Genomic DNA, 12,991 nt, shown 5'->3' with positions numbered 1-12,991 from the left:
GTATGCCAGAAGGGACCCTAGTATGGGAGCGGTCGCTCCACAAGCTTGGTAGGGTGACGGGCATGCCACGCCCCAGACAGTTCGACGAGCAGGACGCGGTCACCAGGGCGACCGACTTGTTCTGGCGCCGCGGTTACAACGCCACCTCCGTGCGTGATCTGGGCGCCGAACTCGAACTCACTCCCAGCAGCCTCTATCGCACGTTCACCGATAAGCACACGTTGTTCCTGCGCGCGCTCGACCACTATCGGGCGACCGAGTCCGCCGAGGCCGAGCAGCGGTTGGACGCCGCAGGGGGTTCGGTCCGCCAGGTACTGCGAGAATGGATGCTGTGGCTGGTCTCCCGCCCGCAGGCAAGCGAGTCCGGTCGAGGCTGCTTCGTGGTCAACACAGCAACCGAGCTCGGCGCCACCGACGCCCAGGTCAGCCAGCGAACCGAGGCCGCCTTCGAGGTCACTCGGCATGCACTGCGGACGCTGTTGCAGGAGGGCCGTCGCAGCGGCGAACTACCCGCCGACCTCGACATCGACGCCGCCGTGGAACTGCTGTTCACCACGGTACTCGGACTGCGGGTACGAGAGCGCGCGGGCCACGACCGGGCACGACTTGCCACTGCGATCGACGTCGCGGTCCAGTCTCTGGGCAGTGTCTCGAGGTGCGGGTAGCCACTCGTGGATCACGGTGACGTGGATGGTGGCTTCGTAGCGGACAGCCAGCTTTCGTATCGGGTGGCCAGCCCGTGGTGGCGCTTGAGGCGGTTGATGCCGCACTCGACCGCGTGGCGCTGCCGGCAGACTCAGATCGAAGGCGGGCGGCCGGCCGCACCCACCCGCCGAACCCCCACACGGCGGGCCGAACTCGCGGCGCCGTTGTCCCCCGTTCGCGCGTTGACATGCCGCGGCGAGCATCCGATGAAGCGCCAGCACTTCGTGGTAGCCCTCGACCCGTACGGTCCCCACGTCCACCGCTCAAGCGTGCCGCATGCCGCCGTTCACCGGTTTGAAAGATGCTGCGCGGAGGACACAGGTACGCGAGCAGTCAGAGGTTGTCCTCGTCCGATGGCGGCATCCCGGGCTTGCTGAAGATGTTGCTGATGTACTTGCTGACCAAGGAGTCAGGGGAGCCGGCCACCACAGCCGGCTCCCCACGTACATCAGACCCCTTCGGCCCCTCGTACGCCCGGCGGACGTCGACCTCCACGTCGAACCCGGCGTCGATGAAGATGTCGACGAACGTCTTCGACCACCCCACCGCTGCGTCCTTCGACCGCACGTCCCCTCGTCGTGCCGCCCCAGCTTGGCAAGGACCGCGCGGCGTTGCGACTAGCCGGCTCGAAGCGGCGCGGTGTCGAACGCGACCAGGGACTCCGTCACGACGCCGTCGCGCATCCGCATCCGGTCGATGCCCTGCCACTCGATGGCGACACCGGCGACGGTCGCCCGGGCCCGCCAGCTGATGAACAGCAGGTCGTCGCGCTGGGCGTGGTCCGTCACCTCGAGCCGCAGGTCGGGGAAGCGCTGGAGGGTTCCGGCGACCCGGCTCGCCCAGGCGTCGGCCCCGCGAATCGGCTCCGCCAGACCCGGCCAGGTCAGCACGATGTCCGGATCGCTCAGGGTACGGATCTTTTCCGGCGTGGGGTCACCCCAGGCCGCCGCCCACCGCTCGACGAAGTCAGGCATCGCCATCTCCTCAGCTAGAAAGATACGTACTCAGGGTACGTACTTGCGGTTTGGAAATTACGTACCCGTAGTATGTGATGTCAAGTGGAGGGAGCAGGGATGCGGCGTACGCAGGCGGAGCGGACGGAGGCCACGACCTCGGGGCTGGTGGAGACGGCGGCCGGGCTGTTCGGCCGCGACGGCTACTCGGCCACCTCCATCGATGACGTCGCACGCGCCGCCGGGGTCACCAAGGGAGCGGTGTACCACCACTTCGACGGGAAGATCGGGCTGTTCCGGGCGGTCTTCGTACGCGAGGAGCAGCGGCTCGTGGAGCGGTTGGCTGCCGCCGCCGGCGGGACGGCCGACCCCTGGCAGGCCATCCGGGCCGGCTGCGCCGCGTTTCTCGACGCCTGTCTCGACCCGGCCGTGCGGCAGATCATCCTGCTGGACGGACCGGCGGTCCTCGGCTGGCAGGAGGTCCGCCGCATCGAGGACGACTACCTCGTCGCCCTGCTGCGCCGCGGCTTGGAGCGCGCGAGCGGGGGCAATATCGAGGCCCGTACCCACCTGCTGGTCGGGGCGCTCTGCGAGGCGGGTCTGTTGCTCGCGCGCGACCCTACGGCGAAAGCCGAGCTCCGTCGGGAGTTGAACCTGCTCCTCAACGCGTACTCGACGCGTTAGTACTCCAACGTCACCCGGCGCGGCGGCACTTCCCGCGACCGGATTTCCGATTCCGCATCGGAGGCTCTCTCCGGACTCGTAACCTCCTGGTGTCACGAATGGGGTGTCTGATCTGGAGAGAGCACGCGCGCGGTGGCTAGGAATCGACTGCGGGCGCTGTACAGGATCGGCAGTCACTGACGAACCTGAACCGAGGGAATGGAATCGACAATGAACCTGCGGCAACGCCGGATACGGGTATGTATCCAGGCCAGTGTGGTTTCCGCCGTGGTGGTCGGGGCCACCACGCTCGCCGCGTCCCCCGGGTACGCGCAGCTGCGGGCCTTTCCCTCTGACCCGCGCGCCGAGTTTCACGAGGGCAACGCGACCACCTGTGCCCAGGTCGGCGAGGCCGACGCCCTCCAGATGGGCGCACCGGACGACAGCGACTCCGCCGACGATTTCGTGGCCGGAACCGTCGAGTCGTTACCTCAGGGGCAGGCGCTGAATGTCGCGATCACCCCGGCGGGCGTCACCGGCGGCGTGGTCGTCGACGCCGTGGTCGTGAAGGGCAGCAACGGGTACAACGTCTACCGAGACCCGGCCGTCCTGCCACCGACCCTGCCGCCGCCGCAGCGCTACATCTCCCCGCGGACCGAGGGCGGCAACATTCCTGACATCAGCCATTGGTTCGTCTGCTACCACACCGGACCCCTGCCGTCCGGGTCGCTGCTGGTCAGAAAACTGGTGATTCCCCCACTGGGCCGCTCGGCGCAACCGCTTCCCGACAGTTACACCGTCAGAGTGAACTGCCCGCAGACCGGCATCGCCGACGTCACCTTCGAAAGCGGCGGCGGGTCCGTCGTCATTCCCGACCTGGTAGCCGGTGACAGGTGCACCGTCGTCGAGCTGGAACAGCCGCTCCCCGCCGGAACGGTGGTGACCGGCTCACCTTCCACAGTGGAAATCGCACCAGGGACGACCGTCAGCGGCACGATAACCAACGACTTCTCCCGGGTCGCTGTGCAGACGGGCACCGTTCAGCTCGTCAAACGGATCACTGGTGCGCCCACCTCGCCGCCAGCGAGCTTCACCGCCCGGGTCGAATGCGACACGCCGTCCAGCCAGACGGTGTCGCTGCCCGCCACGGGTGGACCGGCCGATGCCGTCACCGTCACGGCCGAGTCGCTCTGCCGCGTCGAGGAGATCGTCCCGGCCGGTTGGACCGTCTCGTACTCCGTCGACGGCGCTCCGTCCACGTCGAGTCCGCCGCTGTTCACCGTCGAGAGCCAGCAGACGGTGACCGTCACCGTGACCAACACGCCGCCGAGCGAACCGGGGCTGCCGGTGACCGGCGCCCCCACCGGCCAGGTCGTCGCCCTCGCCGGCATCTTCATCGCCTCCGGGTCGGCGATGCTGCTCCTCGCGCGCTCGCTGCGGGGCAGGTGCCGGATCGAAGCACGGTGACCAGCCGCACGGGTTGACGCGGGCCCGGCGTCAGGATCGATGCGTTTCAAGCGATGATCCGCACCTCCGGGTAGGCCGGGCTCGGGCCTTCGAGCAGGGGCTGCCGCTGGTGGCGAAGGTGCAGGTCGAAGAACGCGAGCGGGTACGCCTGCTGTATCCGAATCGCCGGGCCGGGCTCAAGGTGCCGACCCAGCCGGCGAGGTCCTCGTCGCTCATCCCGACGAACCTCGCCAGTTGCGGGATCAGCCACTGGCGGTCGCAGTACGCCCCGTGAGCCGCGCCCTCGGCATGCACGTTGAGGCGCCATCCGCGCAGGCTCGACCAGAACTGGGCGACGCTCGGCTCGGCGGTCCGGGTGAAATCTGCGGTCATCAGCATGAACGGCCGGTCGAGGTCGGTGACCGGCGGCGCCGATTCCATCGGCCCGTCGAAACTGAGCCCGCACCGGACGCGCCGGTCGGTGTTCATGACGAGAGCGGTCGCCGTGGCGCCCTTCGACCAACCGAACATGCCGATGCGACGCAGGTCGAGCGCGGCACCCAGGCCGGCCGGCAGCGGACGGCGCTGGGCATCGGGGTTGCGACCGGCGGCGAGCTCCTCGACTCGGTCGAGGACGAACCGCATGTCGTCGGAGGAGTCCCATGGCGTGAAGGACATGCCGTCGACGGGGACGGTGAGCCGGCCGTCGGGGAACTCGCTGAACGCGTCGTAGGTATGATCCACCGTGACCACGACGTAGCCGTGGCTTGCGAGTTCTGTGCCGGTGATCGTGTTCTCCCACGGCAACGATGGTCACCGTGCCGAGGCCACTGTCGTGGTCCCGACCCCGGGCGTCTAGGTGTTCCTGAACCGCGAGCTGCCGCAGCGGTGCGGCCGGCTCGAACAGCTGCTCGCCGTACGTCCACCAGCCGCACCGGCCAGGCTCGTACTGGCCGGTCCACCGTTTGCTGACCACGCCTTCGATGCCGGTGGCGACGGTCCAGTGCGTCAGCCAGTCCGCCGCCTGCCGCATGTCCACGGTCTGCGGAGTGAGGGTGAGCTGGGCCCGGGTGCCAGGACCCGGATCACCACGGAGGCGATCATCGGTGACGTGACCGACAGCATCCGCGACCCGAACACCGTGCTGCTCAGGCGGCGCAACCGGCGAGGAAGGCTGCGGTACACCGGCCGACTGCTCGGCCATGAGCTGGCCTGACCTGCGCCGCCACACTGGCTGCCGCCTTCAGAGGTTGACCCTGTTGACCGCCGTCGCCCACACCAACGGGCACGCAAGCAGGTTAAGCCCGGCTCCTCGTTGTCACTGAGCGGCACGTTGGGGCCTAGACTGACATCAGGCGGCAGCCGCTTGCGAGTTGCAACCGCTTGCGGCTTACGGGGCCAGCTCCCTGTGTTGTTCCTCCTGGCTTCGATCTCTAGTACGTTTGCCAACGATGGAACTCACGACGGTGTTGAAGTCAGTCCTCGTGGCCGTCGTTATCGTCGCAGGGCTTGGGGTTCTCTTTCTGATGGGTCACCCGTCACGCTTCGGACCAGGGTTGGCCGACCGAAGCGAGGCTGAGCGCGCGGCGATGATTGAGTCCGATCGTCGACATCATCATCTGGTTAACCGGGGATCGTCAGCAGCCATTTCGATCATTACCGGTGTTTTCGCGGTAGCCATCCTCGCCGGTCGGCCAGAGAAGCGCTCGAGCGGGCTTATTATGGCGGCGATATCATTGGCCAGCGCTGCGGTGTTTGTGTTGCTCATTCGCCGGGACCGGCAGCGGCCTGGGGATTAGAAGAAGATCCCGGCTGGCTGGGTCGAGCCGGCTCGGCGCTAGGTCGGTCGTCGGGCACAACTTTCCGGCGTGGTTCGAGTGGGGGTTCCCTGGCTTCGGATGACCTCGGAACGTGCCGTCTAGTCGCCCAGCGGCGTGGGCCCGCCCTCAGGCGGACCCACGCGAGACGCGGGCGGCAGTACGAAGAGCTGCCGCCCGCGCCCGTCGGCCGGCCCACCGCGGGCCACGCCGGTCCGCCCGGCGGCGGTGCTCAGACCCGGGTGACCCGTACGGCGTCCGCGACCACGTAGCCGGTGCCCGAGGTCCACCGGCTCACACCGACCTTGTTGCCGTCGCCCTTGACGAGGGTGAAGGTGCCCAGGGAGCGCCACTTCCCGCCGTTGCTCCGCTGGTCGACGTGTACGGTCTTGTTGCCCGTCGAGGTGGCCACGATGTACGGGGTGGCGGCGCTGTTGCCGGTCGACGCCGGGTACCAGACGTCGACCCGGTAGGTGCCGGTCTCGGGGATGTTCACCTTGTACCAGGCGACGTCGCTGGCGGCGACCGGGGCGGCCCGGCGGTAGTTGGTGCCGTACCGGCCGGCGAGGCTGGACGCGACGGTCCAGTTGGTGCTGGCGGTGAAGCGGCCGGCCGTGGTGTTGTCCACCACCGCACTCCACGGGCTGAAGTACGTCGACCAGAGGTTGTGCGTCGGCCAGCTGGTCACCTGACGGGAGGCGGCCCACAGCGCGCTGTCGATGTCGCCGTAGCTGAGGCCGGAGGGGTCGTCGCGCTGGTTGAACAGCGCCGCCCAGCTCATGCCCTGGTAGCTCTTGACCAGCAGGGTGTAGGTGCCGGCCAGGCTGCCGGTGTGCCAGACGTTGTACTTGGTCCCGCCGCTGGTGGCGAAGGGGCGCACGGCCCAGCCGAGGCCGTAGTACCAGCCGTTGCCGTTCACGCCGGTCGACGGCACCGCGGTGACCTTCGCCAGCGAGGCGCCGTCGAGCACGCCACCGGCGCCGTCGAGCATGGTGGCCCAGCGGACCATGTCGACCGCCGAGGCGACCCACCCGCCGTTGGCGTCGCGCAGGCTCATGCTGAAGGTGCCGTACGGGGCCGGCACGATAGCGCCCGAGTCGTCCAGGACAGTGCGCCCGGTGTACTGCGACCGGTAGCCGACCTCGCCGGTGAGCCGCGTCAGGGCCTTCCCGTGCGCCATCCGGGTGATGCCCAGCGGCGCGAGGAGCTTCTGCTTGACGTACGCCTCGTAGGACATGCCGGTGACCTTCTCGACGACCCGGCCGGCGAGGAAGTAGCCGTAGTTGCTGTACGCCACCGTGCTGCCGGGGTCGTGTTGCAGCGGCTGGCCGGACATGTAGCGCAGGACGTCCTCCTTGCGCAGCTCCAGCGGCACGCCCAGCGCCTGCGCGATGACGTGGTCGCGGCCGTGCAGGGGGTCGAAGGCGAGGTCCCGGTCCCAGCCGCCGAGGTGCTGCAGCAGCCGCCGCAGGGTCACCTGCGGCAGCCTCGGGTCGACGGACTGGCCGGTCGGCGGGATGAAGTCCAGCACCGAGGTCACCGGATCGTCGAGGCCGATCAGGCCGTCCTGCACCAGCCGGAGCACCGCCGCCGCGGTGAGCGACTTGCTGAGGCTCGCGATGCGGAACAGCGACGTCGGCTGGATCGTCTCCGCCGAGTTGTTGCCGTAGCCCCGGGCCAGCACGAGCCGGCCGTTGTACGCCACCGCGAGCTGCCCGGCGCTGACCCCGCGTGCGTGCATGAACGACTTCATGGTGTCGTCGAAGCTGCTCAGCGCCGCCACCGCGGTGCCGGTGGCGACCCATCCGTCCGCCGCGTACGCCGGCGTGGCGAGCAGTGTGCCGGCACCGGCACCGGCGGCACCGGCGGCGCCGGCCGCGCCGACGAGCTTTCCGAACGTTCTCCTGCTGACTGTCCGCAACGAAGTCTCCCCGTCCAATTGATCTAGCCGGGGAAACTCTACTGAAGTATTCGAGATTGGACGGTCCCGGTGGCGGCCACCGGGGGATGTGCGACGACCCGCCGCGGGAGGGAGGCGGCGTGCGTGCCCGCTCGGCCCGGCCCGGCGCGGCCGGTGCCGTCCAGGGGCGGCCCGTCCGCGGGGGGCTGTCACGTCATCCCTGGACCGACCGCCAGTCGTGCGAGGTCAGTGCGTTGACCTGCGGCCCCATCATCCGTGCTCGTGGCGAACGCGCCATCGCCACGAGCAAGACCTGGAAGATCCTGGTCAAGCTGCGCTGCTGCCCGCGCCGCGCCACCGCGATCGTGCGGGCCGTCCTCGTCCTACACCACGTCGAAGCGAACCACTACACAGGATGAAAATGGCTCAGTGGTGGCGAGCGGGACGCGGAGAGGCAGGATGCCGAAGCGGATGTTCGGTACGCTGACGACGGTTTGCGGGCGGTCGAGCTGGCCGCCATGACGTTTGGAATGAACGGGGGAAGTCGAAGAGTTCAGCGGGCAAGGGCAAGCCCAAGGACAAGGAAGACCGGCAAGGAGCGGGGGGGGGGAAGGTGGACGCTATGTGCTTGGCGGCGGCGTCCATGGCACGGACCGCATCTGGATCGGCTGATACGCCAAGGCTCGGTCAACCACCTCAGCAGCCGTCAACTCGGGGTCTTTCCAGAAGATCAGGCCGGAGACATAGCCGTTCGGGCAGACAAGGTCTCGCTCAAGCTGGTCCAGCCAACCGCCCAACTCGGCGTCGTCCGCGTAGTCGATACTAATGATCCGCTCGACGCGGCGATCGCCTCGTCTTGGGTCAGCTTCGCTGCCAGGTCGCCCACCTCCCAGCGGAGGCTAATGGCATGCCAATGGCACGGGCAACGGTCGCAGGCTACGGAACGCCGAAGGCCCTCGTGGTGAGCATCCGGTGAGCTGCTGTCGTGTCCCGCCTGATGGTTGCCAGGGCGCGTTCCACCTGATGCTTTACAGGGTCACCTTGGCAAGGGCTGGGATCGCTAACGGCGGTGACAAGCGTCCCTCATCGCGGCAGACGGCGCGCTGTCAGCCTACTGATACCGCCAAACCGCAGCACACGCTTCCATCCAGGTCGCGAGGTCGGGCACACCATCGATCGTGAGCAGTGAGTACGGTGGGAAGCCCACCACTGGTGTGACACCGGCGAAATCATGGTCCGGCGCGAATAGCAGTAGGTGGCCGTCGTTGCGATGCGCCAGCGTCAGATTTCCGTTGGCCTCTACCGCAACTGCGTAGTACTCATCTGGGTCGATAGGCAACTCCAGGCCGGTATCTTCCCAGAGCCACGCATAGTCGTTGAGTGCGTCCGCGATCCGTACGTGCGCTGCCCCGACCGTGAGCACCTCGTCCTGATTGGTCCACCAGGTGGTCGGCTCGCTAAACCGTTCGACGATCCCACCGCAGGCCTTCCAGAAGCTCATGTGGGTCCGCGCGACGTAATCGCCCTCCTGCTCTCGGGGTGGCTGGCAGAGCCATCCCCGCCGATGGCCGGATGATCCCCATGCCAGCAACTCGAAGTCGGTGCCTCCGACGGACACAGGCGTGACCGTGGCCGAGGCGAGCAACGCGGACAGCTCAGGCAGACCATCGATCGAGCCGCGGGCCCAGGGTCGGGCCTCGCCCACCGCGGCGCTTTCTCCAGGGCGGAGGAACCATGACACCTCGTCAAGGAACTGCTCCCAGTCGCTCACGGCCCCGATGATCGCACGGGCTCCTTCGTCAACCGGACACGAGCCGAGTCCGGCTCATCGGGTGTATCGGCGCCGACCTCCTGCCACCAGATGCGGATCGCCCGCTCATCATCGGCTCGAAGCGATCCGTCAACGGCCCGGCCGCGACCCCACTGCACTGCACTGCACGAGAGTCTGCCACCGCCGTACGGCGCGGTGAAGATCTGGAACGGACGCGGGATGTGCGCCTTGCTGGGCGTCACGGCCTTCGTCGTCCGAGGAGGGCTGCGAAGCTTCCACCCGAGGTCATGCGCACGGCATGATCCCTCGGTGGGTGTGGAGGAACTTCTACTGCTGTCCCGATCCGATGTCTGGTCGGATCGCATGAACGCTGGTCGCGAGCTGAGTGCGTTCGCCGGGACCGCAGAGGTAGACGGGGAACTGCGTCGGCTGCTGCTCGACCCCGATAACACCGCGGTGACCGATGCAACCGCTCGGGCGCTGCTGCGCGGTGATGTGGCAGCGCTACGCATATTCGCTGCCGCCTGGGTGCTGGCTGACCCCGAGACCTCCGATCACCTCTACGGCTGTCTGAGCGAGTACCTGTATGAGCTGTCGTGTGCCACCTCGGAGGGCCGGGTCAGATACCGGACGACGTTGCGACAGCTACTCGCTGCCCCCGAGCAAGCCGTCCGGGCCGGGGCGCGAGAACTACTGAACCTGGCGGCCCGAGCGCTACCGAACTGATGGACGGCCCGGTGAGTAGGCGGCACCGCCGGGGCACCCGGGCCGGCCAGCACGTTGGCGGCTTGGTCCGGCGGTCTCTCGTAGCCTCGGATCGCCCCTCCTGTCCTGGCCGAACAGGCACGCTGCAAACCCCTGCTTCTGGCGGCTCGATAGGATCATTAAGCATGGATCCGGCGGATGACCTGCCTCTTCTTGAGGCTCTCCTCGATGCGTTCGACCGGTTATTCGACCGACGGACCACCGTGGTTGACGTGCATGCGTTGCTCTTCGCCACGGCCAGGGCTCTGGCCGATGCCGACGCGGCCTTCGTTCAGGACATGGCAGCTGCCGAGTCGGCACTAGAGGAGATCATGAGAACAGGCCGGGGGCCGGCTGAGGTGTTTGAGCAGGCTCTTGACGCGGTGGACCCCATGTGGTTGCCGCGGGCCTCGACGAGGGCCTTGATGCGCTTCGCGTCGCCGTTCCGCGCGAACTGGACCCGGCCCCACTCGCCGGTCCGCCTTCGCGCCACCGGACCCGTCACCGGACCGTCTTGCCGTCCTGCGACGGCCTCTTCTCGATGCTCGCCACTCGCTGTTCCTCTGACGTCAATAGGCGGCCGTGGCCGTGCCGGGAGGCCCGCCGCCGGTCGCACCTATATGCGCGACGGTGGGACCGTAAACGTCGAGGTCGGTCAAGGTCAACGAGCGACCTGGATCCGGCGCTGACGATCTCCACGGGAGCCATGTGCCCGAGGCGTGCCCGGCTTGAGGAACACCCCGGGAACAACGAAGGCCGCCTTGCTGGGCTTGCCCAGCTCAGCGGCCGTTCTTTTTCCTACTCTGGTTGGTGTCCGAGGGGGGATTCGGACACTCGCGGGTAGCACCCATGTACAAATTGGGTGCTCATGCGACTAAGAATAGCTTAGCACGGAGCGTGAACGGCTGTCCGTGTCGCTCGGGCATGCGATCGCCCTCTTAAGTTCTTCGTTGGCCGATCACCGGGCCCAAATGTGTCGGTCGGGGTATGCCGGGAGGGTCTACGGGACGTCGCTCCGAATCAGTCGCTACCAGGCGGCAATGCGGGTGAGACGTCAAAGACAACCGGGCGGTCTCTACGAGTTCGGCGGCTCGCCAATCAGCCCACCATGCCTCGGAGGGATGCTGGGTTCTAATGTCAGCGGCCATGGGCAGCCGGGGTGAACTACGTGGTCGTTCGGGACGGACGGTGCGAGCGGTACGCGCAAGGCGGTGGCGCCGGCTACGGGCTCGATTATCACGTCGCTGTCGGCCTGATATCACGCTTTGCTGGCTCGCCCAGCTCGACGACTACCGCGACGACTTCTGGTTCGACGACCTGGCCTGCGAAGGCGGGGTGCTCATCGACGTCGACGCCCGGCACCTGCTGCTCTTCACCGGACTGGGACAGGTCCCTCGACTGGCGGTACGCCTACCGCGCGGCGCTGCTTGACACGGCGCACCTGGAGCGGGTGGACGGTGAACTGGGCATACGACGGACCAGTTGAGCTACGACGCCTTGGCGTGGAACTCCCAGCCGGCTCGGAGTTCCTGCAAGGGCTCGATCTCGCATCTGCACCACCGGTCGCGCATCAGCCGGGCCGCCAGCGTGGCGCCCTCATCAGGGTGAATTAGAACGCGCCACCTGTCGGCTACCTCAACGACCGTGCCCCTACCGTTGGGCTACGAGGGCTTGCGCTTCGGTCCGAGATCGAACCCGGCTACGGAGAGGTGCTGTCGGCGGACAGCCGCTTGAGCATCCCGGCGGTCGCAACGATCAGCATCTCGCCGTCCTCCCGGGTGTACTCGAAGTCCTTCGTAACCTCGTCCTTGTGGCCGGCGCCGCTCATCGTCGAGAACAAGTCCTCGACCATGAACGCCCACCGCTCATCGAAGGTCCGCTGGCGCGGGGGCTTCTTTACCGCTGCGGTAAAGAGCTTCTGCGTGCCGTACGCGACACGGACCTGTTCCACGGCCTTGCGCGCCTCAACAATCGCCGGCTCAACGCGCCCCTGCCGCAGCAGTTCACGTGCCTCGCGCAGCGCCGTCACGGCGTCGGTGTAGTCAGCGCCTCTAGCCAGCGGAACGAGCAGCTCGACGAACGCGCCCGCCTGAACGTGCACGAGCTGCGACGCCCACTCGCCGGCGTTAATGTCGAACCTCAGGTCCCCGGTCCGCTGCTTCGTCAGCGGACGCTCGAACGTCACCTTGGCAGAAGACGGCAGCGGGCCAAACTTCTCCGTCAGGAACTTCGTCGTCGCCCGCAGCGCATCGTCCCTGCGGAGGGCGTCTTGGCGCAACCCCTCCAGTTCCTCATCTGAAATCGACGGGGGCTGGTACTGGTCCGCGGGGATGGAGTCGGCTTGCCACTCCACCGATGACGTGGTCAGTCTCAGGTTGAGCCATAGGTCCCCGCCGCCGCGGAGCTGCTCAATAACGCGCAACTGCTCGTCGGTGACGAAGCCGGAGAGCTGCACAGTACCCGCCCGCACAATCGGCGTGACCGGGCTTGTGGCGTGCAGGGCGCAAAGCATTCGCTGCTGTTGGCGGTTGGTGTTGTCCTCGATGTACACTCGGGCGTTCACCTGGTAGGCGATGCCAGGGGTCAGGTCGTGGACCTTGCTCATGTTCAGCGTCAGCTCGACCTGGGCGCCGCCGACGCCAGGATAAAGGCGAAGGGCACGTCGGGCCGGCTCCAACTGCAGGGAGTCTCCGTTGCCGAGGTCTATGACTGCGTTCAAAGCTCACCCTCTCCTCTAGCGCCAACCGTGGCGCTGCGACGCGAAAACCCTAGGCAATGCATCGGCTATAAGCGAGCCGTTACAGGAGCCTGGCCTTGCGCGACGCGTAGCCCACTGCTGACCGGACACGGGCTGCCCCGCCTCGCCGACACCAGGAGACGGCAACCACGATCCCGGCCTGACAGCGGGTGCGTACCGTTCAGGGGTGAACGTGCTGCTGGAAGGCGGGCCGGGCGGCGGCCAGGGTGACCCTTACCCTGAACTGGGTACCCG

At 67.6% G+C, this 12,991-nt stretch carries 11 protein-coding genes and 1 pseudogene; 6 read left to right on the top strand and 6 right to left on the bottom strand.

The features are described from left to right. The first annotated feature begins 62 nt into the window (after positions 1–62). On the top strand, positions 63–665 hold the full coding sequence (locus SM577_RS17340) for a TetR/AcrR family transcriptional regulator (RefSeq protein ID WP_474587367.1): 603 nt from the start codon (positions 63–65) through the stop codon (positions 663–665). Between the two features lie 373 nt (positions 666–1,038). Here SM577_RS17340 and SM577_RS17335 read toward each other — a convergent pair whose 3' ends face one another. Both SM577_RS17335 and SM577_RS17330 read right to left on the bottom strand, forming a co-directional pair. Further along, positions 1,039–1,272 (bottom strand): hypothetical protein, encoded by a 234-nt coding sequence (locus tag SM577_RS17335; RefSeq protein WP_302920230.1) that lies wholly within the window; start codon positions 1,270–1,272, stop codon positions 1,039–1,041. A 50-nt stretch (positions 1,273–1,322) separates the two neighbouring features. Further along, positions 1,323–1,679: a nuclear transport factor 2 family protein gene (locus SM577_RS17330; protein WP_302920231.1), complete on the bottom strand. Its 357-nt coding sequence runs from the start codon at positions 1,677–1,679 to the stop codon at positions 1,323–1,325. A gap of 99 nt (positions 1,680–1,778) precedes the next feature. Between SM577_RS17330 and SM577_RS17325 the strand changes: the two genes are divergently transcribed. Both SM577_RS17325 and SM577_RS17320 read left to right on the top strand, forming a co-directional pair. Beyond that, positions 1,779–2,342, top strand: a complete 564-nt coding sequence (locus tag SM577_RS17325; RefSeq protein ID WP_302920232.1) for a TetR/AcrR family transcriptional regulator — start codon at positions 1,779–1,781, stop codon at positions 2,340–2,342. A 210-nt stretch (positions 2,343–2,552) separates the two neighbouring features. After that, positions 2,553–3,788 carry a DUF5979 domain-containing protein gene (locus SM577_RS17320; protein WP_474587366.1) on the top strand — a complete coding sequence of 412 codons (1,236 nt, stop codon included), beginning with the start codon at positions 2,553–2,555 and terminating at the stop codon, positions 3,786–3,788. A 30-nt stretch (positions 3,789–3,818) separates the two neighbouring features. Here the strand turns inward: SM577_RS17320 and SM577_RS17315 are convergent, their stop codons facing one another. Beyond that, positions 3,819–4,574 carry an alpha/beta hydrolase gene (locus tag SM577_RS17315; RefSeq protein WP_474587365.1) on the bottom strand — a complete coding sequence of 252 codons (756 nt, stop codon included), beginning with the start codon at positions 4,572–4,574 and terminating at the stop codon, positions 3,819–3,821. A gap of 644 nt (positions 4,575–5,218) precedes the next feature. Here SM577_RS17315 and SM577_RS17310 point away from each other — a divergent pair. Next, complete coding sequence (locus SM577_RS17310; RefSeq protein WP_302920236.1) at positions 5,219–5,566, top strand: hypothetical protein; 348 nt, start codon at positions 5,219–5,221, stop codon at positions 5,564–5,566. Between the two features lie 250 nt (positions 5,567–5,816). On the opposite strand, the gene SM577_RS17305 is transcribed toward SM577_RS17310, so the two are convergent. Next, positions 5,817–7,505, bottom strand: coding sequence for a serine hydrolase (locus SM577_RS17305; protein WP_474587364.1), 1,689 nt, complete (start codon positions 7,503–7,505; stop codon positions 5,817–5,819). Positions 7,506–7,753: 248 nt separating this feature from the next. Between SM577_RS17305 and SM577_RS17300 the strand changes: the two are divergent. Continuing rightward, positions 7,754–7,903, top strand: a pseudogene (locus tag SM577_RS17300) (IS5/IS1182 family transposase); the annotation flags it as partial. A 692-nt stretch (positions 7,904–8,595) separates the two neighbouring features. Here the strand turns inward: SM577_RS17300 and SM577_RS17295 are convergent. Beyond that, a complete protein-coding gene (locus SM577_RS17295) occupies positions 8,596–9,255 on the bottom strand; it encodes a hypothetical protein (protein ID WP_302920239.1) in 660 nt (219 codons plus the stop codon). A 309-nt stretch (positions 9,256–9,564) separates the two neighbouring features. Between SM577_RS17295 and SM577_RS17290 the strand changes: the two genes are divergently transcribed. After that, the gene (locus SM577_RS17290; RefSeq protein ID WP_474587363.1) at positions 9,565–9,981 is read left to right on the top strand and encodes a hypothetical protein; all 417 of its coding nucleotides are present in this window, start codon (positions 9,565–9,567) and stop codon (positions 9,979–9,981) included. A gap of 1,717 nt (positions 9,982–11,698) precedes the next feature. On the opposite strand, the gene SM577_RS17285 is transcribed toward SM577_RS17290, so the two are convergent. After that, positions 11,699–12,718, bottom strand: coding sequence for a hypothetical protein (locus SM577_RS17285; protein ID WP_187692969.1), 1,020 nt, complete (start codon positions 12,716–12,718; stop codon positions 11,699–11,701). Positions 12,719–12,991: the final 273 nt, after the last annotated feature.

The organism is Micromonospora desertarenae (assembly GCF_056150265.1).
Note: the sequence above shows the minus strand (reverse complement) of the source record. Positions and strands in the feature narration are given on the sequence as shown.

What these genes read in the sequence shown, in the direction of transcription:
- SM577_RS17330 (WP_302920231.1), bottom strand. Translation starts at nt 1,679, where the DNA reads ATGCCTGACTTCGTCGAGCGGTGGGCGGCGGCCTGGGGTGACCCCACG.
- SM577_RS17325 (WP_302920232.1), top strand. Translation starts at nt 1,779, where the DNA reads ATGCGGCGTACGCAGGCGGAGCGGACGGAGGCCACGACCTCGGGGCTG.
- SM577_RS17310 (WP_302920236.1), top strand. Translation starts at nt 5,219, where the DNA reads ATGGAACTCACGACGGTGTTGAAGTCAGTCCTCGTGGCCGTCGTTATC.
- SM577_RS17340 (WP_474587367.1), top strand. Translation starts at nt 63, where the DNA reads ATGCCACGCCCCAGACAGTTCGACGAGCAGGACGCGGTCACCAGGGCG.
- SM577_RS17320 (WP_474587366.1), top strand. Translation starts at nt 2,553, where the DNA reads ATGAACCTGCGGCAACGCCGGATACGGGTATGTATCCAGGCCAGTGTG.